22 protein-coding genes and 4 tRNA genes are annotated in these 25,935 nt (G+C 43.4%); 10 read left to right on the top strand and 16 right to left on the bottom strand.

Features of this window, described 5'->3' with window-relative positions:
• Positions 1-88 precede the first annotated feature (88 nt).
• Positions 89-1,480 carry a dihydrolipoyl dehydrogenase gene (lpdA, locus tag ACYVNW_RS07705; RefSeq protein ID WP_460679268.1) on the bottom strand — a complete coding sequence of 464 codons (1,392 nt, stop codon included), beginning with the start codon at positions 1,478-1,480 and terminating at the stop codon, positions 89-91.
• A gap of 304 nt (positions 1,481-1,784) precedes the next feature.
• Between lpdA and ACYVNW_RS07700 the strand changes: the two genes are divergently transcribed.
• The gene (locus ACYVNW_RS07700) at positions 1,785-5,135 is read left to right on the top strand and encodes a TonB-dependent receptor (RefSeq protein ID WP_460679267.1); all 3,351 of its coding nucleotides are present in this window, start codon (positions 1,785-1,787) and stop codon (positions 5,133-5,135) included.
• 46 nt (positions 5,136-5,181) lie between these two features.
• A complete protein-coding gene (locus ACYVNW_RS07695) occupies positions 5,182-5,724 on the top strand; it encodes a hypothetical protein (RefSeq protein WP_460679266.1) in 543 nt (180 codons plus the stop codon).
• Between the two features lie 83 nt (positions 5,725-5,807).
• Here ACYVNW_RS07695 and ACYVNW_RS07690 read toward each other — a convergent pair whose 3' ends face one another.
• Positions 5,808-6,986 (bottom strand): AIR synthase related protein, encoded by a 1,179-nt coding sequence (locus ACYVNW_RS07690; RefSeq protein WP_460679265.1) that lies wholly within the window; start codon positions 6,984-6,986, stop codon positions 5,808-5,810.
• 65 nt (positions 6,987-7,051) lie between these two features.
• On the opposite strand from ACYVNW_RS07690, the gene ACYVNW_RS07685 reads away from it, so the two are divergent.
• Complete coding sequence (locus ACYVNW_RS07685; protein WP_460679264.1) at positions 7,052-8,839, top strand: chloride channel protein; 1,788 nt, start codon at positions 7,052-7,054, stop codon at positions 8,837-8,839.
• Between the two features lie 188 nt (positions 8,840-9,027).
• On the opposite strand, the gene ACYVNW_RS07680 is transcribed toward ACYVNW_RS07685, so the two are convergent.
• A complete protein-coding gene (locus tag ACYVNW_RS07680; RefSeq protein ID WP_460679263.1) occupies positions 9,028-11,199 on the bottom strand; it encodes a glutamine synthetase III family protein in 2,172 nt (723 codons plus the stop codon).
• 584 nt (positions 11,200-11,783) lie between these two features.
• On the opposite strand from ACYVNW_RS07680, the gene ACYVNW_RS07675 reads away from it, so the two are divergent.
• On the top strand, positions 11,784-12,620 hold the full coding sequence (locus tag ACYVNW_RS07675; protein ID WP_460679262.1) for an energy transducer TonB: 837 nt from the start codon (positions 11,784-11,786) through the stop codon (positions 12,618-12,620).
• A gap of 247 nt (positions 12,621-12,867) precedes the next feature.
• On the opposite strand, the gene ACYVNW_RS07670 is transcribed toward ACYVNW_RS07675, so the two are convergent.
• A tRNA-Leu gene (locus ACYVNW_RS07670) sits at positions 12,868-12,951 on the bottom strand.
• 56 nt (positions 12,952-13,007) lie between these two features.
• Positions 13,008-13,091, bottom strand: a tRNA-Leu gene (locus tag ACYVNW_RS07665).
• 149 nt (positions 13,092-13,240) lie between these two features.
• On the opposite strand from ACYVNW_RS07665, the gene ACYVNW_RS07660 reads away from it, so the two are divergent.
• From ACYVNW_RS07660 to ACYVNW_RS07645, 4 genes are all read left to right on the top strand, one after another.
• A complete protein-coding gene (locus ACYVNW_RS07660) occupies positions 13,241-13,675 on the top strand; it encodes a DUF2147 domain-containing protein (protein WP_460679261.1) in 435 nt (144 codons plus the stop codon).
• Positions 13,672-14,685, top strand: coding sequence for a WD40/YVTN/BNR-like repeat-containing protein (locus tag ACYVNW_RS07655; protein ID WP_460679260.1), 1,014 nt, complete (start codon positions 13,672-13,674; stop codon positions 14,683-14,685). The genes ACYVNW_RS07660 and ACYVNW_RS07655 overlap by 4 nt, the downstream gene beginning before the upstream one ends.
• Before the next feature lie 131 nt (positions 14,686-14,816).
• Positions 14,817-14,889 (top strand) — tRNA-Lys (locus ACYVNW_RS07650).
• A 104-nt stretch (positions 14,890-14,993) separates the two neighbouring features.
• A tRNA-Lys gene (locus ACYVNW_RS07645) sits at positions 14,994-15,066 on the top strand.
• 73 nt (positions 15,067-15,139) lie between these two features.
• Here ACYVNW_RS07645 and ACYVNW_RS07640 read toward each other — a convergent pair.
• Positions 15,140-16,105 (bottom strand): helix-turn-helix transcriptional regulator, encoded by a 966-nt coding sequence (locus tag ACYVNW_RS07640; RefSeq protein ID WP_460679259.1) that lies wholly within the window; start codon positions 16,103-16,105, stop codon positions 15,140-15,142.
• Positions 16,106-16,193: 88 nt separating this feature from the next.
• Between ACYVNW_RS07640 and ACYVNW_RS07635 the strand changes: the two genes are divergently transcribed.
• Entirely contained in the window at positions 16,194-17,351 is a 1,158-nt protein-coding gene (locus ACYVNW_RS07635) for an FAD-dependent oxidoreductase (RefSeq protein WP_460679258.1), read from the top strand.
• Between the two features lie 112 nt (positions 17,352-17,463).
• On the opposite strand, the gene ACYVNW_RS07630 is transcribed toward ACYVNW_RS07635, so the two are convergent.
• A complete protein-coding gene (locus ACYVNW_RS07630) occupies positions 17,464-17,796 on the bottom strand; it encodes a hypothetical protein (protein ID WP_460679257.1) in 333 nt (110 codons plus the stop codon).
• Between the two features lie 79 nt (positions 17,797-17,875).
• On the opposite strand from ACYVNW_RS07630, the gene ACYVNW_RS07625 reads away from it, so the two are divergent.
• A complete protein-coding gene (locus ACYVNW_RS07625; RefSeq protein WP_460679256.1) occupies positions 17,876-18,244 on the top strand; it encodes an AraC family ligand binding domain-containing protein in 369 nt (122 codons plus the stop codon).
• 5 nt (positions 18,245-18,249) lie between these two features.
• Here ACYVNW_RS07625 and ACYVNW_RS07620 read toward each other — a convergent pair whose 3' ends face one another.
• The 9 genes from ACYVNW_RS07620 to ACYVNW_RS07580 form a co-directional block, all read right to left on the bottom strand.
• The gene (locus ACYVNW_RS07620; protein WP_460679255.1) at positions 18,250-18,714 is read right to left on the bottom strand and encodes a hypothetical protein; all 465 of its coding nucleotides are present in this window, start codon (positions 18,712-18,714) and stop codon (positions 18,250-18,252) included.
• A 139-nt stretch (positions 18,715-18,853) separates the two neighbouring features.
• On the bottom strand, positions 18,854-19,108 hold the full coding sequence (locus tag ACYVNW_RS07615) for a hypothetical protein (RefSeq protein WP_460679254.1): 255 nt from the start codon (positions 19,106-19,108) through the stop codon (positions 18,854-18,856).
• Positions 19,105-19,572: a lysozyme gene (locus tag ACYVNW_RS07610; RefSeq protein ID WP_460679253.1), complete on the bottom strand. Its 468-nt coding sequence runs from the start codon at positions 19,570-19,572 to the stop codon at positions 19,105-19,107. Before ACYVNW_RS07610 ends, ACYVNW_RS07615 begins: the two co-directional genes overlap by 4 nt.
• On the bottom strand, positions 19,569-19,799 hold the full coding sequence (locus ACYVNW_RS07605; RefSeq protein ID WP_460679252.1) for a hypothetical protein: 231 nt from the start codon (positions 19,797-19,799) through the stop codon (positions 19,569-19,571). Before ACYVNW_RS07605 ends, ACYVNW_RS07610 begins: the two co-directional genes overlap by 4 nt.
• Positions 19,800-19,805: 6 nt before the next feature.
• Positions 19,806-22,748 carry a hypothetical protein gene (locus ACYVNW_RS07600; protein ID WP_460679251.1) on the bottom strand — a complete coding sequence of 981 codons (2,943 nt, stop codon included), beginning with the start codon at positions 22,746-22,748 and terminating at the stop codon, positions 19,806-19,808.
• Entirely contained in the window at positions 22,745-23,650 is a 906-nt protein-coding gene (locus tag ACYVNW_RS07595) for a hypothetical protein (protein ID WP_460679250.1), read from the bottom strand. Before ACYVNW_RS07595 ends, ACYVNW_RS07600 begins: the two co-directional genes overlap by 4 nt.
• A gap of 2 nt (positions 23,651-23,652) precedes the next feature.
• Positions 23,653-24,276, bottom strand: a complete 624-nt coding sequence (locus tag ACYVNW_RS07590) for a DUF6712 family protein (RefSeq protein WP_460679249.1) — start codon at positions 24,274-24,276, stop codon at positions 23,653-23,655.
• A gap of 11 nt (positions 24,277-24,287) precedes the next feature.
• Positions 24,288-25,583: a hypothetical protein gene (locus ACYVNW_RS07585; protein WP_460679248.1), complete on the bottom strand. Its 1,296-nt coding sequence runs from the start codon at positions 25,581-25,583 to the stop codon at positions 24,288-24,290.
• Between the two features lie 92 nt (positions 25,584-25,675).
• Positions 25,676-25,867: a hypothetical protein gene (locus tag ACYVNW_RS07580; RefSeq protein WP_460679247.1), complete on the bottom strand. Its 192-nt coding sequence runs from the start codon at positions 25,865-25,867 to the stop codon at positions 25,676-25,678.
• Positions 25,868-25,935 lie beyond the last annotated feature (68 nt).

Genomic DNA, 25,935 nt, shown 5'->3' with positions numbered 1-25,935 from the left:
TGGCAAACATTGAATGCTATCTGTTATAAAAGTAAAAAGTCAAAACGCATAAGGTTTTGACTTTTTACTTTTGAATTTTGACTTCCAATTACAAGTGAATCACTTCATCATAAGCCGCGGCGGCTGCTTCCATAATGGCCTCGCTCATGGTAGGGTGAGGGTGGATGGTTTTGATCAGCTCGTGGCCGGTAGTTTCCAGTTTGCGGATGGCTACAATCTCAGCAATCATTTCGGTTACGTTGGCACCCAGCATGTGTGCACCTAATAACTCGCCATATTTGGCATCAAAAATCAGTTTAATGAAACCATCTTTAGCGCCCGATGCACTGGCTTTACCTGATGCTGAGAACGGGAACTTACCGATTTTCAATTCATAACCGGCTTCACGCGCAGCTTTTTCGGTATAGCCCACTGAGGCTACTTCAGGGTGGCAGTAAGTACAGCCCGGAATGTTGTTATAATCAATCGGCTCAGGGTTTAAGCCGGCAATTTTCTCTACACAGGTAATGCCTTCGGCTGATGCTACGTGAGCTAAAGCCTGGCCTTTCACAATATCGCCAATGGCATAAACACCTTCTATATTGGTGCGGTAATAATCATCTACCAGTACCTTGCCTTTTTCAAACTTTACACCGGTTTCTTCCAGGCCGATACCTTCTAAGTTGGTAGCTACGCCCACGGCAGATAATACCACTTCTGCTTCCAGCACTTCGTTACCGCTTGCGGTTTTAACGTTTACCTTGCATAGGTCGCCGCTGGTATCAACAGATTCAACAGTAGAGCCGGTCATGATGTTGATGCCCTGCTTTTTCAGGATACGGGCTAAAGCTTTTGATACTTCTTCGTCTTCGAGCGGAACAATGTTATCGAGGTATTCAACCACGGTAACTTTGGTGCCGATGTTGTTGTAGAAGTTGGCAAACTCAATACCGATAGCACCTGAACCAACCACCACCATTGACTTAGGTTGTTTAGGTAATACCATGGCCTGGCGGTAACCAATTACCTTTACGCCATCCTGTTTCAGGTTAGGCAGCTCGCGTGAGCGGCCACCGGTAGCTAATATAATATGTTTGGCGGTATGCTCGGTAGTAGCGCCATCGTTGGTTTTTACTTCAACCTTGCCCTGGCCTTTTAATTTACCAAAACCGTTGATAACGTCAATTTTGTTTTTCTTCATTAAAAACTGAACGCCTTTGCTCATGCCATCAGCTACACCGCGGCTGCGTTTAATAATGGCTTCAAAATCAGCCGTGGCCTGGCCTTCTACCTTAATGCCATATTCGGCAGCATGGTTAATGTATTCAAATACCTGCCCGCTTTTTAATAAAGCTTTGGTAGGGATACAACCCCAGTTAAGGCAGATACCGCCTAATGACTCACGTTCAACTACTGCGGTTTTCAACCCCAGTTGCGAAGCGCGAATAGCTGCTACATAACCGCCGGGGCCTGAGCCGATAACAATAACATCGTAGTTCATATCTATTAATTGATTTTACTTTTCGGGTGCTAAATTAAACAATTGACCTCATATATCAGGCCAAGTATTGTACCATGCAAATATGGCATATTCTGTATAATATGTTATAAGTTATGTAGCGAAACGCTATATAAAATGAGTAAGTTTTAAGCATATTTTGAAATTGTTGAAACTATGTTGAAAATATCGAAGGATTGTTAACATAAAATTAACATTGGTAATGAAGCGATTATCTATATTTGCACCCGAAACAGGTTTTTTTAAACATTATTAAACACAAAAAACAAAAACAAACAAAACAAGTATGAGAAAACACTTACTTCTCTTGTTCATGTCGCTGTTTGCTGTCACGTTTGCCTTCGCGCAGGTGACCTCAAGTAGCATGTCGGGCACCATTAAAGACGATAAGGGTGAAACCTTACCGGGTGCAACGATAAGAGCAGTACACGTTCCTTCGGGTACTACCTATTCGGTAGGTACCAACAAGGATGGTCTGTTCAACATTCCGGGTATGCGTATCGGTGGCCCTTACCGTGTTGAGGTAAGCTATATCGGTTACCAGCGCGGTGTATTTGAAGGTATTACCCTGCAATTGGGTCAACCTTACATCCTGAATACTACCTTATCTCAGGGTGGTACTCAACTGGCAGCCGTAAATGTGGTTGGTCAAAAAAACATCGCTACTGCGCGTTTAGGTGCCAATACCAACATTAACAATGCTCAATTGCGTACATTACCTACCTTTAGCCGTAGCGTAAACGATTTTACCCGTCTGTCACCACAATCAAACGGTGGTAACGGTTTTGCCGGTCGTGATAGCCGCTTAAACAACATTACTGTTGACGGTGCTAATCTGAACAACACCTTCGGTACTTCAAGTGAGTTACTGCCAGGTGGTGGTGCACAGCCAATCTCTATCGAAACTTATGACGAGCTTTCTATCAACGTAGCTCCGTTTGACGTTCGCCAGTCTGGCTTTACCGGTGCAGGTATTTACGCTACTACTAAAAGCGGTACCAATACCTTTCATGGTTCAGCTTACACTTACTACAGAAACCAATCTTACAATGGTACTAAAGTAGGTGATTTGGATTTGAGTAACACCGTTGCCAAATCAAGCCAGAAAACTTATGGCTTCACTTTGGGTGGCCCAATCATCAAAAACAAATTATTCTTCTTTGCCAACTTTGAGCGTGGTGTAACTACTACTCCTGGTATCCAGTTCTCTCCGGCAGGTGGCTCGGGCTTAGGTACTCCATCTGTTACCCCGGTGGCAGACTTACAGGCGGTATCTAACTATTTAAGAACTAACTATGGTTATGAAACCGGTGGTTATGATAATTTTGCTGCTTTTCAGCCAAAATATACCAACTACCTGGCTAAATTAGACTGGAACATTAATGATAAAAATAAATTTACCATTAAATACAGCTATTCTAACGCCACCAGCGACCAGCAGGTAAACTCAACCTCTACACCTAATAATGGTGCTTACACCTATACGGTTACTAACCCTATTACAGGTGCTGTTACTTCTACTACCCGCGGCAGCGGTGGTTTGGTTAACGGTCGTTACAGCCGTCAGTCTATCGCGTTTGAAAACTCAAACTACGGTTTCAAAAACTTAACCAAAACCGGTACTGCCGAGTTAAACAGCCGCATCAGTAGCAATTTCTCAAACCAGTTACTGGCAACCTTTAAGCGTTATGACAACCCTCGTACTTCAAAAGGTGGTATTTTCCCAACCATTGATATTTATGATGGCCAGGGTAATAACTACATTACCGCAGGTTCTGACCCTTATACCAAATACAACGAGGTAATTGATAACACTACTACTATTTATGATAACCTTACCTATTATGCAGGTAAGCATACCATTACCGGTGGTGTTAGCTACGAATATCAATACATTGGTAACGCGTTTTTACCAGGTGCTGCAGGTTCATACATTTATAACTCATTGAGCGATTTCCTGAATGACCGTGCACCAATCCAGTACACTTACAACTATTCATTGGTACCGGGTGTAGATCAGGTATTTTCTGCTAACCTGAAGGTTTCTACCTTAAGCTTCTATGCACAGGATGAGTACAATGTTTCTGATCGTTTTAAACTGACTTTCGGCTTACGTGCAGATAAACCTATCTACTTGCAAAACCCACTGGAAAACCCTCAGATGACTGCTTTAACCTTCCCTGATGCCAATGGCAATGGTGCGGTAAGCTACAACTCAGGTGTTTGGCCAAAAAGCCGTACTTACCTGTCTCCTCGTGTAGGTTTCAGAGCCAGCTTCCTGGAAGATAATTCATTAGTTTTACGTGGTGGTATGGGTATCTTTACCGGCCGTATTCCTTATGTGTTCTTAACCAACGGCCCAAGTAACAGCGCCATGTATAACTTTGGTGCAGTAGCTACTGCAGCCCAGTTGCAAAACATTAAGCTGAACGCTGATCCAACAACTTATGCCAACTTGTTCCCTCAAACTGTAGGTACTTCAATTCCATCATCTACTGTAGTGCTTGACCGTAACTTTAAGTTCCCTCAGGTTTTCAGAGCTAATTTAGCTATTGAAAAGAATCTGGGTAACGGTTTCTTAGCAACAGGTGAGGCTTTATTGACTAAAGACATCAACGCAGTTAGAATGCGTAACGTTAACTTAAAAACTCCAACCGGTGTTTATAACGACGATGCCAACAACTCACGTGTACGTTACGTAGGTACTGGTACCAACAGCGCAGTACAAGCTAGTGACCGTTTAATTTATCCTAACCTTTCTACTGTTGTGGCTTTAGAAAACACCAACAAAGGTTATTCTGTGGTATTAACAGGTCAGTTAAGCAAACGCTTTGATAATGGTTTCAGCGCTTCTGCTGCTTATACCTATACTAAAGCTAAAGAAGCATTTGCTTCAGGTGGTTCAACTGCTGCTCAGGTTTGGGCCGGTACTGCTAACGTAGGTACTTCTAACGATGTTGAATTAGGTAACACTGGTTTCTATGTTCCTCACCGTGTAGTAGCTTCTGCTTCATACCGTTTCAACTACTTAAACCATGCTGCTACCACTATCGGTTTATACTTCCAGGGTCAGGCCGGCAGCAGCCCTTACAGCTTTGTATATAACGGTGACTTGAACGGTGACGGTAATGCTTCATCTGATTTGATGTTCATTCCTAAAAGAGGAAGCGATATGAACTTTACTCAGTATAGCTTTACTAACACTACAACTGGTGTGGTATACACTTATACTCCACAGCAACAACAAGCAGCTTTTGAAGAGTTCATCAAAAATACGCCTTACCTGAACAAACGCAGAGGTCAGTATGCTGAAAGAAACGGTGCGTTCCTGCCATGGTACAACCGTATTGATGCCAACATTCAACAGGATTTTTACATCATGAGCGGTGACACCCGCCATACCCTGCAAATTGGTGCTACAGTGTTAAACTTACCTAACTTGTTAAGCAAATACTGGGGTATTCAAAAGCAAATCACTTTCAGCAGCCCGGTTAGCTATACTGGTATTGATGCAAATGGTGTTGCCAGCTATAACATGCGTCAGTTAAACGGTAAATTGGTTACTACACCATGGACCGACTTAACCACCACCGGTACTACCTGGAGCTTATTACTGAGCGCTAAATATTTGTTTTAATTAAATAGAGCAGTTTATATAATTAAATAAAGCATAATTAGAAACAATGAAAATTATAAAATATATCTTCACTGCTTTTGTTGCTATTATCACATTAGGTGTTACCTCATGTACTAAAGATGCGGATGTAGATCCGATTGAAGCAAAGCTACCTGCTATTCAGTTGAGCAGCTTAGGTTACCAGCAAAGCAGCCCGTTCAGCACTTCAACTGTTTTACAGTTGCAATTTGGTGCTACTACTACCAACCTGACTCCAGGGCGGTTTACCGTTGATATTTTAAACGGTAGCACTCTTGTTAAAACTGTAAACTTTGACAGCTGGTCTGGCAATGATGCCACTTCTACACCTGCAATACCGGCAACGGCTACTACGGCTGCTAAAGCTGCGGTTGTTGTCCATAGCATCAGTTATACTTTGCAGCCAACTACTTACCACAATACACAAGTATATAGTGGTTTGATTAACTTAAAACTGAGCGCGTTAGGCTTAGCTTCTGGCCAGACTTATACTGTTAGAGCAACAGCATACAGCACAGACAATACCAAGTTTTCTGCATACACACAAAGCAATTTCTTTAAAATTCAATAATCTTTACTGATTATGTGTAAACAAAAAGCCCCGTCCAATAAGGACGGGGCTTTTGTATTTAATAAGGATTGATTTGAATCTATCTAATACACAAATTCGCCAAACTCCGAGCGGATGGTTACTTTTTTCTGCTCGGCGCTTTCTACACGGCCAATAATCTGCGCATCAATGTTAAAGCTTTTTGATATTTCAATCAGTGATGCAGCAATTTCTTCGGGCACGTATAATTCCATACGGTGACCCATGTTGAATACTTTATACATTTCCTGCCACTCGGTGCCCGATTCCTGCTGAATCAGTTTAAAAAGTGGTGGTACAGGGAATAAGTTGTCTTTGATGACATGCAGGTTTTCAATAAAGTGCAGCACCTTGGTTTGTGCGCCGCCGCTGCAATGTACCATACCATGTATCTGGCTGCGGTATTGGTCGAGCATGGCTTTAATTACCGAGGCATAGGTGCGGGTAGGTGATAGTACCAGTTTACCTGCGGTAACCCGTTGTTCATTGCCAATATCAACTAAGTCGGTCAACTGCTTGCTGCCCGAAAATACCAGTTCTTGAGGCACTGCAGGGTCATAACTTTCAGGATAGGTATTGGCTATCTGTTTGGCAAAAACATCGTGCCGGGCAGAGGTTAAACCGTTAGAACCCATACCGCCGTTATATTCATGTTCGTATGTGGCTTGGCCGTAGGAGGCTAATCCTACTATCACATCACCGGCTTGTATACGGTCGTTCGAGATCACGTCGCTGCGCTTCATGCGGCAGGTAACGGTGGAGTCTACAATAATGGTGCGAACCAGGTCGCCTACGTCGGCTGTTTCGCCACCGGTAGAGTAAATACCGATGCCGGCTTCACGCAGTTCTGCCAGGATTTCTTCAGTACCATTAATAATAGCGGCAATCACCTCACCCGGAATCAGGTTCTTATTACGGCCGATGGTGGACGACAGCAGGATGTTATCTACAGCTCCCACACAAAGCAGGTCGTCAACATTCATAATAATAGCGTCTTGCGCAATGCCACGCCAAACGGAGATATCGCCGGTGGCTTTCCAGTAAGTATAGGCTAATGATGATTTGGTACCGGCCCCATCGGCGTGCATGATATTGCAGTAATCAGGGTCGCCGGTTAAAATATCGGGTACTATTTTGCAGAAAGCTTTAGGGAAAATACCTTTATCGATATTTTTTATGGCATTATGTACATCATCTTTTGATGCGGATACCCCCCGTTGGTCGTATCTTTGCTGAGAAATCATGTCCAAAGATAGGACTTCGCGTAATTTTTAAGCCAAAATTTATACATTGGCTGCTATCTGCATCTATGAACACACTTAACCGTTTCCAACTTGCTTTAAACAGCTGGCGCGTACGCCAGAAAAACCAGCGCAACTTTCTTATTTACTGCAGCGTTATTGTAGGTTTACTGGGTGGCCTGGCCGCTATTACCCTTAAGTACCTGGTACAGTTAATGGAAGATGTAGGCCGGCGGATTGTAACCCAGTCTTCATTCCCTATCCTTTATATCCTGTTACCTTCACTGGGTATATTGCTTACGGTGGTTTATCAGCATTTGGTTAATAAAGATACCATGGAAAAGGGGATAGGCAGCATTCTGGCCAATATCAAGCGCAATAAAGCTAACATCAGGTATAATAATATTTACTCGCATTCCATCAGCAGCTCGCTTACCGTTGGCTTTGGTGGTTCATCGGGTTTGGAGGCACCTATTGTATGTACAGGTGCGGCTATAGGTTCAAACTTCGGGCGTTTGTTTAACCTGAGCGCCTATGAAAAAACAGTATTGCTGGCCGCCGGCGCTTCGGCAGGTATCGCGGCGGTATTTAACAGTCCGATTGCCGGGGTGCTGTTTTCATTAGAAATATTACTGGGTGAAATTACCATTCCTACTTTCATCCCACTATTAATTGCCTCAGCAACTGGGGTAGTAGTAGCTAAGGCGCTCAATTCGCGTCAGTTATTCCATTTGGTTACCGAAGGATGGATGATGAGTGCATTGCCTTTCTACCTGATTTTAGGGCTGCTGAGTGGCTGGCTATCGGTATACATTACCAAGGTGGCCGAATATTTAGAGAAGGGCATCTTGTTAAAATACAATCGTTATGTACGCGCGCTGGCAGGCGGGTTGATACTGGGAGCCATTATACTGCTTTTTCCGCCGCTGTTGGGCGAAGGTTACCACTATGTACAGGAAGCGCTTAACGGAAACCTGGATGCTCTAAAGGAAGGGTTTTTATTTGCCGATTGGCTCACACATCCCTGGATAATGATTGTGTTTATCCTGGCCCTGGTGCTGATTAAAATTGTAGCTACGGGTATTACGCTGGGTTCGGGTGGTAACGGCGGCACATTTGCACCTACCATGTTTATCGGTGCGTTTTTAGGTTTACTGGTAGCATATACCGTAAACCAAACCGGTGTAATACATTTAAGTGTGAGTAATTTTATAGCGGTAGGCATGGCCGGCGCCCTGAGCGGCGTACTGCATGCCCCGCTAACCGCTATCTTCCTGATTGCCGAGATTACAGGCGGTTATGTGCTATTTATTCCGCTCATGATTGTATCGGCCATCTCTTACATTATTTCACGTATGTTTAATGAGCATAATATGTACTGGCATGCCCTCATTCATGAGAAACATATTTATCCCGATCATGATTACGGCATGCTGAATGCCATTAACCTGCAAAGCATTATCAAAACCGATTATGTTTCGGTAAGCCGTGATACGCCGGTTACTGATTTTTATAAAATACTGGCCGAAAGTAAAGCCAACATATTTGCCGTAACCAACACTGATGGTAAACTGGAAGGTGTGATCTGGCTGGATGAAATACGCAAACAGTTGTTTGATGCCAACCTGGCCAAAGCCAAAGTAGCCGATATTATGGTGCAGCCCCCGGCTGTGGTAGATTACCAGCAGCCGGTAAGTACTGTAATGGAAATGTTTGATGTAATGGATGTATGGCGCTTACCGGTAATTAAAGAAGGTAAGTTTATTGGCTTTATATCAAAATCTAACCTGCTGAACACTTACCGCCAGGTGCTGATCCGGCAGCATAAGGAATCGGATTTCTTTGCGCATTCGTAGCTTTCGGAGCTTGGCAGTTGCAAAACCTGTCATTGTGAGCGATAGCGTGGCAACTGCTTGCTATACAGAGGTGCTGATGATTACGTGCGGTTGCCACGCTATCGCTCGCAATGACAAGGTGTGATACTAAAACTAAAAAAGCCCTGCATAAGCAGGGCCTTTTTAGTTTTACACAGAAAGTAGTTTGTTTATTTAATAAACAACAATTCTCTGAATTTTGGCAGTGGCCATGATGCATCGTCAACCAGTTGCTCCAGCTTATCCACGTGGTAGCGGATAGGTACGAAGAATGATTTTACCTGCTCATCATAAGCAATGGCTTTTTCGTGCGTATCTTCTAAAGCATTCGCCTTTTTACGGGCATCAACCATTTGGGTATTGTTGGTTTTAATGAAGTTGATGTGCTCTGAAAGCTTGGTGATGATGTTCAGTTGGGCCTCGTAAGTGCTGGCATCCAAACCTAAATCTTTTAAGCCTTTTACGTTTTCAATTAGTTTGGTTTGATAATTTACAGCAGTTGGGATAATCACGCTGTCCACTAATTCGCCAATCACGCGGGCCTCAATCTGTAATTTTTTAAAGTATTCTTCCAGCAAAATTTCGTGGCGGGCATGGGCCTCACGTTTGCTGAATACGCCGGTTTCTTCAAACAAAGCCTGGGTTTTTTCTGATACCAAAGCATCCAGCGCTTTAGGGGTGGTTTTGAAGTTTGATAAACCACGTGCTTCAGCTTCCTGCTCCCACTCCTGGCTGTAACCATTGCCTTCAAAGCGGATAGATTTCGACTCTTTAATGTAACGCTTAATTACAGTTAACAGGGCCACATCTTTTTTCTCGCCTTTTTTAATTAAGCGGTCAACTTCAGCTTTGAATTTCTTCAACTGGTCGGCCACAATCAAGTTCAGGATAGTCATCGGGCTGGCCGAGTTGGCTGATGAACCTACGGCGCGCAGCTCAAACTTGTTACCGGTAAAGGCAAAAGGAGAGGTACGGTTACGGTCGGTATTATCTTTTAATATCTGCGGTATTTTAGGGATGCCCTGCCACAATGAAGCTTCATCTTTAATTTTTTTGCTGATGCGTGAAGTTTCAATCTCATCCAATACCTCGTTCAGCTGGCTGCCCAGGAAGATAGAGATAATAGCCGGAGGCGCTTCGTTGGCACCCAAACGGTGGTCGTTGTTTACCGAAGCGATAGAGGCACGCAGCAAATCGGCATGCTCATACACGGCACGGATGGTGTTTACGAAGAAGGTTAAGAACATCAGGTTGTTCTTAGGCGTTTTGCCCGGCGATAACAGGTTTTTACCAGTGTTGGTAATCAACGACCAGTTGTTGTGCTTGCCCGAACCATTGATGCCGGCATAAGGCTTCTCGTGCAGCAGCACTTTAAAGCCATGTTTGCGGGCTACGCGGTCCATGGTATCCATCAGCAATTGGTTATGGTCAATTGCTAGGTTAATTTCCTCGTAAATAGGGGCACACTCAAACTGAGAAGGAGCTACCTCATTGTGGCGTGTTTTCAGTGGAATACCCAACAATAAAGCTTCGGTTTCAAAATCGCGCATGTAATTATATACGCGGGTAGGGATGGCGCCAAAGTAATGGTCTTCCAGTTGTTGGTTTTTAGCCGACATGTGGCCAAACAGTGTACGGCCGGTTAAGTATAAATCGGGGCGGGCATTAAATAAGGCCAGATCCACCAGGAAGTATTCCTGCTCGATACCTAATGAAGCATTTACTTTCTCAATGCTTTTGTCGAAATAATGGCAAACGTCAACCGCTGCTTTGTCCATTACGCTCAGTGCTTTTAACAAAGGCACTTTATAATCAAGTGCTTCGCCTGTATAAGAAACAAATACAGTAGGAATGCACAGTGTTTTATCAATAATAAAAGCCGGTGATGACGGATCCCAGGCGGTATAACCGCGGGCCTCGAAAGTATTACGGATGCCACCGTTAGGGAAGCTGGATGCATCAGGCTCTTGCTGTGCTAAAGCATCACCGCTAAATTTTTCGATAGCGCCGTCTACAGTAGGTTCGAAGAAGGAGTCATGCTTTTCGGCAGTAGAGCCGGTAAGCGGTTGAAACCAGTGGGTATAGTGAGTAGCGCCTTTGCTCATTGACCAGGCCTTCATGGCAGAGGCAATCTGCTCGGCTGAGTCGCGGGTAATAGGTTCGCCATTATCAATTGAACTCAAAATGCTTTGGTAAGCCTCTTTTGACAAGTACTCGCGCATTTTCTTTTTGTCGAAAACGTTAGCAGCAAAGTACTCAGAAATTTTGTCGCTCGGTGTTTTTACTTCCGGTGCAACCCGGTCAAGCACCGCTTGTAAAGCCTGAAATCTGAAGTTTGACATTTTTTCTGGTTAATTATGAAAAATTTTCACCAAAAGTAGAAAATGCCGGGCTAAAATTGGCTCTATGTCAAAAAAAATATGTCAAAATGTTAAAAAGTTGATGCAATAATTTACTTCTCACAAAATGGCTATAATTTTAATGTGGGCAGCGCAATTGTTTGATGCAACTATGTTAAGATAAAAATCGTCCCGTTATCATTCTTACCACAAAGTAGCTTTTCGTCGTCTTATTCAATCACTATATCTTAATGTATAAAAACTCCTGCTGCGTTGATTTTCGTCAGTTTGTTATTTTGATTCCTTTGAGCATATTAAAATTATTTCAGTCAATGTGAAAGTGTATAGTGGGTAAAATTATATTTTGCAATGAGAGTTGTGTGTAGTTTTAAATTTTACATAGGTAATATATATAAAATTAAATTCTATATTGCATTGCAAATTTTGTAACGGTTGATGAGCGTTTATGATTATTTTACAGATATAATCCACAGTAATTATAATAATTATAAAAATTAAATTTTGTTAAAACATTAAAATATAAAATTTTATTTTAGTGATATAAATAGAATTTAATTTTTACAAATATGCTGAACACCAAATTTGATTTGTACAAGACCGAGTGGCTCGACCTTGTATTTACTAACCGCAACAAAAGCTATGGTGCTTACGAGTTGCGCAAACACTCCGGTGATTATGCCATGAGGGCGCTTGTTATAACCGCAAGCTTATTTATTGCAGGAGGGATAGCAGTTAAACTATATGTGAAACCCCCGGAGCAGCCGATATGGTCAAAGCCTACAATTGTGAATATTACGCCTCCACAGCCTGCTGTAAAACAACCCGAAAAAAAGCAAGACAATACCATTCATGATAACATAAAAACGAAGCCCGCTAAGTTAAAACCTGTTGTACATACCTCTACTGAGGTTTTGCAGATACCTAAAGTAGTTAATGAGGAGGTGAAGGAAGATAGATTTACACCACAAACCGAAATTACCAATCCCGGACTTACCACCGAAAACGTTGAAGTAACAAATACTAAAGGCATGGACGATTCGCACGGAACGCCTCCGGGCGGAACTCCCGGAGGTACGGAAACCGCAGCGCCGGATAATTCTGAGCATATTGGTGTAGATGTGATGCCCGAGCCGGTAGGAGGCATGGCAGCATGGTCTAAGTTTTTGCAAAGGAATATCCGTTACCCTGATACAGAAGCTCAGGGAAAAGTGTACCTCAGTTTTGTAGTTGAAAGGGACGGTAAAATCTCAAACATATCACTTACCAAGGGTGTTGACAGATTATTGGATGAAGAAGCATTACGCGTACTGAAAATTGCACCGGCCTGGAAGCCGGGTTTACAAGCCGGACAGCCTGTGCGGGTAAGATACAATCTGCCCATCAATTTCCAATTAGAACAGTAAACGCTGCTTATACCAGGATGTATTTTTTTCATAAAGGCGCTCAATGAGCGCCTTTTGTATTTAGCTAAATAACAGAGTTTTGTTTACGAATTGTGTGGCATATAATCTTTTGCAAAAATGCCCCATGTAGCTTCATTGGTAAAGGAAACGATGTTGCACAAAGGCAAGCCATGCGATTATATCAACCGCAACCATAAATAAGCTGAATAATTAAGGGGTTGATGCTTTAACAGCGGTGTTTTAGAAGTGCCCAGAACGAGATTCGAACTCGTACATCCTTACGAATGCCACCCCCTCAAGATGGTGCGTCTACCAATTTCGCCACCTGGGCTTTTCACTAAATTAAAATAGCACTGCTGATGAGTGCTATCTTTTATTTTGGCGAAGTGCCCAGGGAGAGACTCGAACTCTCAAGAGACAATTCTCAACGGCTTCTGAGACCGCAACGTTTACCAATTTCGCCACCTGGGCCTGTCAGGAACATGAAGCTGCGCTTCTTTCCGTCCGGGGCTGCAAATATAAGAGTTCAATTCAAATGCTCAAATAAATATAAAAATTATTAAAATTGGAGGTGAACCGTGGCACCGATGCCGTATAATTGTTAAAACCAATAGATAATAATGAAGAAGTTTTTATTGCTGTCGCTGTTTGCGATGTTTTTCCATTTAGGTGCCTTTGCTCAGCAAGGCGATCAGATTATTGGCAAATGGCTTAACTCCAGTGGCGAGGGCCAGATCCAGATTTACAAAAAAGGCAGCCATTATTTTGGTAAACTGGCCTGGATTAAGATACCGAACGACGAAACCGGCAAACCCAAAACCGACCAGAAAAATCCGAATGAGTCGCTGCGCAGCCGCCCTTTGCTTAATCTCGAAATTTTGAAAGACTTTGCTTTTGATGGTGATGATGTATACGAAGACGGCACCATTTACGATCCTAAAAGCGGCAAAACCTATAGCTGCAAAATGACTTTGGATGGTAATAAACTGAAAGTGCGTGGTTACGTAGGCATTAGTTTAATTGGCCGTACCGAGGTATTTACAAGGGTAAAATGAGCCGGTTGAAATATTTAATTATTGTTCTGCTGTGTTTATGTGGTGTAAATAGTGCACAAGGGCAGCGCATTGAAGTGCTGCAGCAAGGCCGCAACTTCAGCCTGCGCGGCCTCTCGGTAGTGAATGATAAAATAGCCTGGGCCAGCGGGAGCAAAGGCACTGTAGCTATCACTACTGACGGCGGTCATACCTGGACATGGCAGCAAGTGAAAGGCTTTGAGCAGGCCGACTTCAGAGATGTAGAGGGGTTTTCTGACAAGGAAGCCATTATTATGAGTTCGGGCACACCGGCGCTGATTTTAAAAACCACCGATGGTGGCGCTAATTGGCAAACCGTATACCGCAATGATGACAAAGCCTACTTTTTGGATGCCATGGATTTTACACCCGACGGCAAACACGGCTTTGTATTGGGCGACCCGATTGATGGCAAGTTCTTGCTGCTGGAAACTTTGGATGGCGGTAACCATTGGGCTAAGTTTAAATATATGCCCGATGCCTTGCCCGGTGAGGCGGCCTTTGCGGCGAGCGGAACCTGTTTGCGTGTAAATAAGAATAAAACCTTGAGCATTGTTACCGGTGGTAACACAGCCCGTTTATTGACGCATTACCTTACTGATACGGTATGGCAAGCTTTAGCAGTACCGGTAGCCCAGGGCCAGGCAAGTAAAGGCGCTTTCTCTATCAGTAATAATCTGGCCGTAATTGTTGGGGGAGATTATGCACATGATCGGCTACAGGATTCTGTGAGCTATAATTTTGCAAAAGCACAATATGCGCCGGGCAATGGTAAACAATTTCAGCCTGCTGGCTATCAGTCTTGCGTAGAATGGCTGAATCAAAAAGCATATTTGGCAACCGGCACTCCGGGCAGTAGTTATACTATAAATGGTGGCCAAACTTGGCAGCAGATAGATGCCAATAGCTTTAATGTATGCCGCAAAGCCAAAAAAGGCAGGCTGGTTTTATTAGCTGGTGATAAAGGTAAAATCGGTATTTTTAAAAATTAACCTGCTCACAATAATGTACTTAGTTTAAGCGTTTGCACAATTTGCAAATTGTATTTGCAGACAAAAAGCAAAACTCCTATATTTGCACCACTTTAAAACAAACGGTTAGCCGTTTGCATTTATAGGGTGATGATTCCGTAGCTCAGCCGGTAGAGCATAACACTTTTAATGTTGGGGTCCTGGGTTCGAGTCCCAGCGGGATCACGAAACGGAAAAAGCCTTAAAGCGAGGCTTTTTCCGTTCAAAAACGCTCTTTACAACATACAAAACGCCACCTGTTTCCGGCAGAAGGTGAGAACAAAAAGAATGATTCCGTAGCTCAGCCGGTAGAGCATAACACTTTTAATGTTGGGGTCCTGGGTTCGAGTCCCAGCGGGATCACACTCCTTAACAAAAGCCTTCAAAATCAATTTTTGAAGGCTTTTTGATTTTAAGTCAAGTTTGTATATCCTATCTAACGAAGAGCTGCTGAATACTTTTTCGGTTTCTGCCCTATATACTGCTCAAAAACTTTCGAAAAATGGCTCATGTTGGTGAATCCTAATTGATAGCCCGTTTCTGAAACGCTTAATCGTTTTTCACGCAGCAAATAGGCCGCCTGCTGCATGCGTATAGATTGATAATATTCGAAAACCCCTTTGCCAAACGTTTGCTTAAACAGCTTACGTAATTTAGGTTCGCTCATTCCGGCGTTTTTGGCCAGGGCTGCAATGTTTGGCGGTTCTTTAAGATGTGACTGTAAGTGAGATTTAATTCCATATATGGCTTTTATATCATCCATATGCATTGCACTTATTGGCGCGTACTCCCGCTGCATCAGCATAGCAAAAATATGGCAAAGCAGTTCTTCACATTTTAGCTTATAATACTGGCTTTCCATGCTTTCCGGAACGGGCTGCAACAGGAGGTCACCGGCTGTGCGAATGATTTCGGGCGAGAGGCTGGTTTCGAGCACAAAATTATCTCCGGCTTCTAAAACACTACTTACCACAGGGTGGTCTATGAGGCCGAATAACCGGTGCAAATGCTGTTTGGAAACAGCAATAGTTACGCTTGCAAAATTGGTATGCGAAGGCATAGCTATAATAGAAGATACCGCATGCCTGCAAATTAAAATGTAAGCTTGTTCGGGTAATAGTTGCCCTGCCGGATACAAGGGCGATTGAAAAACTCCGCTTAGCAGAAATACAATATCTTCTTGCCCTTCAGACAGTTCATTGGTACGTTCAATAAAAATGTCCTCTTTCAAATAATAATTCCTGATCATCATCCGCAACTCCTTTCCCCATGAGAAGCCGGTGATGTACCCTGAGCCCTTTATTTCAGGAATATAAATAAACCTGCCTTTAGTGGTTGCACCAATGGCTTCAGCAAACTTTTTAGCAATACCAGCGCCTTTATCAGTGATAGAGATTTTCATTCGCGGTTATTTTTATGGCGTTTACAGCTATTATAGCCATAAAAGTAAATTTAATTTTGCAAATGAAACATTTAAACTATCTGATAAAATGTTACTGGAAAATAAACGAATAGCTATTATAGGTGGTGGACCGGGGGGCTTAACGCTGGCAAGATTATTACACCTTAAAGGCGCAGATGTAAAAGTTTACGAACGCGATTTTAGCTCACAAGCACGTGTGCAGGGTTCTATTGTTGATCTGCATTTTGAGTCAGGCTTAAAAGCAATCGAACACGCTGGTTTAACAGATGCGTTTAAAGCTGCTTACATGCCTGGTGCGGATCAGTTTCGCATTGCTGATAAACACAGAACTATCTGTTATGATGACCGTAGCCAGGAAATGAATTTAAGTTTTGGCGACGCAGGATTCAGGCCGGAAATTGACAGAGGGGCATTGCGAACTTTACTATTAAATTCTCTCCAGCCTGATACGGTGATTTGGGATAGTCAGTTTGTGAGCATTGTGCAAATCAATGGTGCGTGGCAACTTGAATTTAAAAACGGCACCACCGCCCTTGCAGACATTGTGATTGGTTCAGATGGTGCACGTTCAAAAATCAGGCCGTATGTAACCGATATTCAGCAGCAATATTCAGGTATAACTATAATACAGGGAGAAGTAGATAATCCTGAAATAAAGTGCCACGAAATTTATCAACTGCTGAATCAAGGCAACTTAATTGTACTGGACGACGGCAAAAGCATTACAATGCAACCCAGGGGAGATGGCGGCTTGACCTTTTATGGTTCGGCCAAATACCCCCAAAATTGGGTTGAAACCAGTGGCATCAACTTCAATAATCATACAGAAGTTTATACTTATTTGGTTGATTTTTATGAAGGGTGGAACCCAATATTTTTCAAACTGTTTAAAGCCAGTAATCATTTCACTCCCCGGCCATTAAATTATGTACCTGCAGACCAAAATTGGTCAGCACAATCAAATATTACCCTAATTGGCGATGCGGCCCATATTATGCCACCATCTGGCGAGGGTGTAAATTTGGCTATGCTGGATGCATTGGAGTTAAGCGAATGTTTAACTAATGATGACTTTAAAGATACGCAAGCCGCAATTGCCGCTTATGAAGAACAAATGCGTAAAAGGGCTGCTGAAGAGTTGCAGGACTCACTTGAAATGGCAGATTGGATGCATGCTAAAGATGCAAAAGATAAGATGATACAGATGCTGAACCCAAACCAGTAAAAATGTATAACAAATTTTTACAGCAAGCTTAATTAACCTGTATACACATTGGTTAAAAAGCTCAAAGCCTCTTTTAGAAAATCAAAAAGGGGCTTTGTTACATCCGGTAGAATTACCTCTGGTCGGCATCAGTTGGCTCACCGGTATTGGTTTCTGTTATTTTACTCAGGTTATACTCCATCTGGCCTTGTTCGTTTTTGCTGCCTTTTAAAAGGCCTTTATCAAACAGGCTGCTTAAAATTTCGTGAGTTGTCTTCTGGAGTTCTGCTTTTGGCGTCTGGTCGTCCAGTTCATACAAACGGGTGCCTACCTCAGCGGCCGTGCCCGCGCCTAAAGTAGATAGTGCATAGATGACCTGGTTACGCATACTATCATTAGCCGAAAAGTGGGCAGGCACTACCAGCGGCTTGTATTCATCATGAAACAGTTCGTCGTCAATGTTCATGCAGGTATAACTTTATTGCTGTATTATTGTTCTGTTCTGAAAGCGCTAATTGCTGCCACAGGCATACCATAAATAATTTATGATTAAAGCTTACCATTTATACACCGGTGCCGACGGGCATTCGCATTTTACTGCAGGCCATGTTGATGAGCATGTAATTACCGCCGCTACCCGCATACATTTCAAAGAAACACCTGCCGGATCCTCATACGACTGGCATACTGCGCCCACCTATCAATTCGTACTTACTTTTAGCGGCACGCTCGAATTTACCACGCACAGTGGCGCTCAATTTGTACTGCACCCCGGCGAAGTTTTGATTGCTCAGGATACCACCGGGAGCGGGCACCACTGGCGTTTGATAGATGACCAGCCCTGGAAACGTGCTTATGTATTGTTTGAAGAGCAGCAGCCGGTTAATTTTATACCCGATGAGGCCGGCGTTTAACTGTGCTAAGCAGTTTCTTTAACTTTGCTTTTAAATTGGTGCTGATAATACCATTCTAACAGGTACACACCGTCCTGCCACGTAAGTTTGCCATCGGCAGCCACTTGTGCCAGCAAGATAGACAGATTGTGTAAAAACGCGCTTTTTACTTCATCGCTTAAGCGGCTTAAAGTTTGCAATCCGCAATGCACCATAGTTGAGCCATCCTGTTGGTTGATGCAGCTTTCTGTAAGCTGTAACTGCTTCAGTAGTTGAGGAAGAGCTGTCCGGAGTGCAGCTACCACCGCATCATCTGCCCTGCCGGGGATGAGTGCCGTAATTACATCGGCAACAGGAGAATCTATAAACAGTTTAATGCGTTCTGTTATGGCCACACCCGTATGTATGGCCGTTTTAGTATCAGCAGGAATACTTTGAAACAAAGATTGAATCCAGGCGGATATCTTTTTTATAAATGATAGTAAAGACATTTTGTAAAGAATAAATAAGTAGAAATGAGCGAAAGACGATTTCCGGACCGAAACCGTAGATAAAGGCGGATTGTGCAGATGTAGGAAATACGAGGCTTCGCCCCGAGGCAGAAAGTTGGTTTAATGTCAATAGCAGGCGCTATTTTTTGATTCGGAGTTTAAGGTATGTCCACATTTTGCCGCACCATACAATTGCCCTGATCAGCCACGACATGGCCGTTAAGCAGGAAACAATGCATGCCGCGCAGGCAGAAATGGTGGCTACGATCTTCAGCCCCTCATCAGTAAGCATTACACTTTTCATGGCAATGATATAACTGCCCACGGCAGATAAGATGCCAACTTCGGGCTTATAATTTAAATAGTTATATATGTATTTTATCAGGGGAGTCATGGCGTTAAAAACAATGCGCGCTCCTGCTCACGCCTTTTTTTCAATCCGGCGCTAATCACTTTTCTGCCGGTTTTGGGGCTGGTTACTTTGTTCCAAACCAAAAACTGGTTGGCTGCAGATGCATAATCTGCCTGGTTCAGTTTTTTAAGCAGTGTTGATGATTGTAATGCCCCTGTGCCCACATTATAAGTGAACGAAACCAAGGCATCGAACTGGTGCTGTGTAAGCTTAACTTTAACCAGTTGGTTTACAGTCTGCTCGTAATCAAATAAGGTGATTGCAAACAGATGGTCGGCCTGTTGTTCGTCAGTCAAATGGTCGCCCGGTTTTACCGGGCTTCCATTTGTGTAATGTGTTGAACCATAGCCTATCGTCCATACGCCTGCACTATCCTGATAGGCATTTAGGCGTAAGCCTTCAAAGTTTTTAATCAGCTGTCGGCCTGCAATACTTAAGTGCATCATGGCTTATTGGTATTTACGGGTTCATATTGTTTTACGGCAAACTGACATACTACAGCAAGTGTGCCGCCTATGCTTACCAAAGCAGTACACCATTGTTGAGGTAAAGTTTGCAGGTGCATCAACTCGGTTCCTAAAATAGTTAAGCCCAGGCCAAAACGCTGCAACCACTTAAAAAACAAAGGTGTATCAGATGTGATGCGCTGCAATAGGCTATATTTCTTTTCCATGTTAAGTTATTGGGTTAAAGTATAATCCCACACATAAGTGGTGTTGGGAGCCAATGCCGTGGTGTTGGCATTGAGTACTAATGCGCCTGTAGTTGTAGTATAGTAGGGGGCTTGTACACCGCTAAGGCTGGCCGTAGCAGCGTTACCTGCAGCCGGACTACCGCCTTTACGTGGCGCGGTTGCGTAAGCGCTGTTAAAGGTTACTGTAGCAATGGCAGCACCAGCTACAGGACTACTACCGGTAGTTAGCGTAATGGTACCTGAAAGGTCGGTGCCACTGATGCTGACAACTGCCCCTGCGCCTGCACCTGTGCCCGATGTTATTGCAGGCGTGGCGGAGCCGCCTTTTAGTTTACCCACAGTAATCAGTGGCGCAACAGTAGTACTTGGCAACTGCAGTAGTTGAGAGGCTCGAACATAAATTTTTTGCCAAATGTAACCTTGCGCTGTACTGCCAAAAACAAGATTAGGCATCAGTGTAGTAGGGGTGCCGGTGCTCATGGGAGCAATCACTGCGCTATCTAACGCAGCAACTACATTTAATGAAGCATAATTTGAAGTGTTGCTACTATTGTTGAATCTGATTCTGGATGTGGTAGCAGTACCGGCCGGGAACAAGGATAAATCTAAATTCCGGTTACCATTCACAGCCTGCATAAACTCACCATCATAGCTACCAAACCCGGCATTAAAATGCTTTACCGCATTTGTGTTTCCAAGCCCCGAAAGTGTAAGGCCGGAACCATCCAGCGTAAGGCCCGTAAAAAGTGACGTTTGGCCGCTTTTCTTTATTTTAAAATCAATGGCACTGCCCAGAGCGCTACCAGACTGGTTTTCAGCAGCCTTAAATGATATTTGCGAGTTTAAATCGGGTGCGCCGTTGTTATAAGCGTAGCCATTTATAGAGCCGGAAATAGTACCATAACTGTAATAATTATTACTGTTGGGATTATACAGTTTTAATGATGCTGTATTGTTAATAATGCGCGGATTGCTCACATAGTCTCCGTCTAAAATGGTTAGTGCTGAGGCGTTGATCTTGTTTACGTCTGTATACTCTCCGTAATCATTATGCCCAACACTCACCGATGAACTGCCGCTGCCGGTAATAGCATAATGCGAACCATTGGCTACCCTTGCCCAGGTAGAACCTGCAATAATAACCCGCTGTGTATTAATGATATTAATAGATGGTGTGGATTGATTCACAAAATCCATACTAATGCGGATGCCAGAATTTGCACCGTTCACCGCACCTGCATTCTCAATGCGAATAGCTTCGCCACCCTGCATAACAGTTCTGCCAGTGATGGCTACTCCGTAGCTGCCATTTCGCAGCCAAATACCACGCGAAGTGTTTTGAGTGAGCACATCTAAGGTAGACTGGTTTAAACTATCTGCAATGATACCCATCTTATCAGCGCCCGGTTCAATGATAGCATCTTTTACAATGTTTAGCGTACCTTTTAGAATAGCAGCAGTATCACCTACGAAAAAATCAGGACGCAGAATATAATTAGAATTTTTGCCCCCCCTGATGGCCACATTGTAATCCTGAAAATGGCAGTATAAAATACGTACATCATTAGCCAGCCGCAAATTGATTGGGGTACTAAAACCTTGAATATAGCATTGCTCAATAATAGGTACACCACTATCCCTGTATTGTACATTTGCACCTGCGTAAGCATTGTTTCGATTGAAATCGACTCCATTGTATCCATTGTTTTTACCTGAGCCTGTGATAGAAAGCCTTCGTAAAATCAACCCTTGATTGCGATAATTACTATCAGTTTGATGGCTGATAAAGCCACCCACACTCACAATGTGGCTAAGTGGGGAAAATTTTAAGGTGTCTGAAGTAGTTTGTTGTGCATGAATGGCATCCTGCCCTTCAATAGTTGTATTTTGGCCAACCTTGATGCCTGAAATGATGAAGGCAGTACCAGGCGAGGTATGGGGAATGAGTAGCTTAATCGCCTTTCGAGTAAAAGTATTAAGCATTTGTTGAATGTACGGTCCATTCTCCGTATAACCGATTTCAGGTATCAGTGTACTGGTGTTAATATTGCTGCGCTGTACACGTGGATCATGCGTAATAGGAATGCCAAGTGAGTAATTATATATTCTTACCCACAAACCTGTACCTTTACCGATAGCTGTAAATCTGGAAAATGTGTTACTATTGTTAACAGCCGGAGAATAGCTGAAACTGCCCCCGCTGCCGGGCGCATCTACCACACACTCTGTAGCCGGGCCGCTATAAGCCTGCATTTGTGCAATATTAGGAAAGTGTACAATATAAGTACTGTCATTTTGAGCATTAGTACGACTTTGGGTCGGGCTACTTCCGTTTTCGGAAAATTTAGCTAAATCTGATAAAGTTGCGAATGTATCGTAGTTAGTATTTATTCCCTTTCCCTGCGGAATTGCAATGTATGAACTCGCACCTAATACAGGCTGTATACGCGTAAGTTGTGCCGCATTTTGAAATGCTATATAATTGCCGATACCTTGTATGGAAAAAAAGGTACCTGCATTCGTGTTACCAACAGTTACCCCATTTGCTCCTATTTCAGTAATGAGATTTGGTGTGGCTGCATTGCTGAACGTGTTATTTTGATTCAGCTTGGCTGTTACCTGTTTCAGGCTATCAATTCGTTTATAGTTATTTACATTTTGTACAAACGTCAAACTGTCGGCATAATGTTTTGCGTACTGCTGGTTCACAATATAAGTGCGCAGCAGCTCGGGGTAACGTACCATGCGGTCGGCTTTTCTGTTACCGTAATAGAGCCAGGTTTGGCGGCTAAGGGTATCCGTAGGATTAACCAAATAACCCTGTTGTTGAGTGCTCGTGGCATTGGCCGGCAATCGGTCGGTTTGACTGTATGCTGCTGTGGTCCAGACGCATACCATCAGTGATAAAAGTTTTAATAGATGTTTCATGCTTTAATAATGAGTTGTAAATGATTAATTGTAGTATTCGCATCATTGCCGGGTATATCCAATCTAATGCTGTCCAGTTTGCCATTTTTGAACTGGCGGATGGGTTGAATATCTGTGCGTTCCTTTACTGTTGCTGAGCTGGTTACTTCCTGAATGAGCAGCGTCGGGTAATCGGAATACTCAGCGTAAGCAGATTGGTATTCATTAATGGTGACAGGTACTGTAGTTCCGACGGGAATGTCAATCACGACTGGCAGCGGCGGACTTTGGATCAAGGCCGTGCCTGCACCCCAAATGCCGTTAGCTTTCGGGCCGAACAGGGTGTAAGTATTCGCGTTCAGGTAGAAATCGCCATCCTTTCCTGTGTTCTGGTTGGATGGGTTGGTGCTGCCGTTTAATAAACTGTTGCCATTGCTTCCGGGAAGGCCGGTATCACCTTTTACGCCCACCGGACCAGCAGGGCCACTTTGCATCGAAAAAGTTTGTTTCCAGATTCCGATAGTCTTTTTAAAAAAGGTACCATCTGCAGTATTGATGTAAGAATCACCATCTGCACCCAGTGCAGGGGCCGGTACACCCAAGCCGTACAATAAGGTATTGCCTGAATAATTAGCCGGTTGAACTGCAGGCGTATAAATAATTATCCAACTGCCCGCACTTTTTTGTGCAATTGCGCCGTTCGTGGTGTTTAGAAATACATCTCCGTTTTTTCCTGCTGTATTTTGAGGTAATATTGTACCTGAACTAAAATTAATACCTGTATTGATGTTACTGCTTACATACTGCAGTAGTAACGACATGGTAAATTGATAGTCGGACCCGTTGTTGACGAGCAAGCTGGCATCTGAATTAACTATAGCATTGGCTACAGGTAATTCGCTTATTTTCTGATCTGACGGCATAATTATAGTAATTGATCCGGCATGTACAGGATTGAGGCCGCTACATTGCCGTTAGGGTAATTAAATTCTGTTTTATCTATTCCTCTTATTCGAGGACCCGGCTGCCTGGCGCTGGCATTTTTTTCGTTGTAATGCCATAAAGGAAATTGCGCCTTATTAGCCTGCAGATACTTTTCCACGTCGCGCAAATAGGCGTTGGCTATGCTGCGCTGCTGCTGAACCAGTTTAGTGATCTCAGCCGGTTTGAGGCAATTGGTGTTTTCCTGCTGTTTAGCTACCGGCCCCGAAGCCGTAAAATGTATCGCATCGGATTCTGTAAAGCGGGCAAGCGTGAAGTATGACAGGGCTGGAATTATACCGTCAAAACTAAGAGTATGGCCAGCTTGGTCGGTATAGCTACAGCCATTATACAAATCTTGGTAGCACTGAGGTGTGCTTTCGGTCAAAGTATTTTCGGCAGTAAAGAAATTGAGCAATTGGTAGTAAAAGGCATGCCCTAAAAAAGGCTTTAAGTCAAGTTCTTGGGCTTTTTTAATAAAATTGCCAAGGCGCTGTTGTTTAATATTGGCAGACAAATCTTCGTATTGCCGTATCTGTTCAGCATTGAGCAAAAGAGGTGTGTTCATAAGTATAAAATTTAAAGTTGACGCTCAAAGCTTACCATAGCTTCAGCTTCGGCCGGCTTAAAACCGTAAGCGTAAATCAGGATGGCTTTTTTGTTTGCAGCCGGCAGTTCAGACAGTAGTAGCGCGTTTAAACTGTTACCAGCCATTATGCCGGCATTGTCATCAGCTACCTGCGCTGGGATGGGCGTGATATTCCAGTTGCCTTTAGTGTTTAGCTCCGTACAGAAGTTTTCAAACAGTTCTGCAAAAACTTCCGACAGTTCCTGACGGTCAGGCGCGGTGTTATCATTAAATTCTTTAATGGCTTGTTTCTTTTCGCCGCCATTGCTCAGGCCTGATGATTTTTCGGCATTAATGAGTTCCTTTGGGATAGAGAACCCTTTGATGATACGCGCTTCTACCGATTTTTCTGTAGTTTCAAACAATTTATCATTGTTTTGAATAGCATAAGGCTTAAATTCTGGTTTAGAAGCTTCATCTTCGTACTCAATTACAATGATTTTCTGGGCGCTTTTGGTACCCTGAAATGCGCCTAAATCTTTCTCCAGTTGCGAGGGGGCAGCTTTGCCGGGAGAGGCACTGTTATCTTTGCTGTTGTCTGATTCTTCTCTGCGCGCTTGCATAAACAGCATGGTAGATGGTAAAAAGCCTGTAGTAACTTCGCGGTTGCTGAAGGCTTTGATACCGGCTTCTGTCTCAAAATCTTCCCAAACGCTATCAGCTTCAATTAATGGGTAATCATCCACTTCTGGGTTGAAATAATACAACTGACCTTTGTACTGATCCCAGCCACCAGCTGCCACCACTTGTTCAATGATTACCTCTGGGTTGGGGTTATAGGCAGCAAGGAAATTGATTTTTGAGCGGGTGATGTTTTTCCAAGTGCGGCGGCTCCAGTCAGAATACACGGCGAATTTTCCTTGGGTTTCTTTACAGTCAGTATCGCCTATGCGAATGTCTTCAAACCTGACGTATTGTGCTGATGCGATTTTGTAATTAGCGTTGTAGTTAAGGTGAATACCAAACCCATTAAACAGGGCTTTATCAGTAGCCACAGCTTTTAATAATTTATTTAAATTGAGGCCAGCCGCATTTATGATTTGCTTGCCCAGCTCTTGGTTTTCAAAGCCATTGCCGGCAATGTATTTGGCCCGTTTGTTCCAGCAATCTTTGGCGGTAGGTGAGGCAGCTACCAGCTCAAGCATTCGCTGAGGATAGGCATTATCAGCATCGTAGTTCAGGATGCCGAAAGTTTGGTTGGGCCGTACGAATAGCCTGCGCTCAATTTGCGGTAAATAAGTTTTCATGAATAAATGAGATTGAAGGTTAATACACTACAGGTAGGATAGCCGTAGAAAAGCTTGGGAAGCGAAGGAGATGTAGTTGCGGAAGAGAACGGCTAACAATATTCATCTGATAGCTCAAAGTCATCTTCTTCATCCGGTATGTGAAGAAACAGTTTAGCAATGTGCGGATATTCTTCCAGGTACCAACGGGCCTCATCATCCGTCAGGCTTTGGTTGTCGTGTATGGCGGCTTCACCCGGAGCGAACTGGTGCTTGCCGGGTTTTAGAACATATTTTTTAGTCATTGATTTGGTTTTTTTTATAATGAGGGTAAGGTCGAGAGTTTAAGCACAGTACCTTACCCTTTATTTCG

This window comes from Mucilaginibacter koreensis (assembly GCF_054783355.1).
Note: the sequence above shows the minus strand (reverse complement) of the source record. Positions and strands in the feature narration are given on the sequence as shown.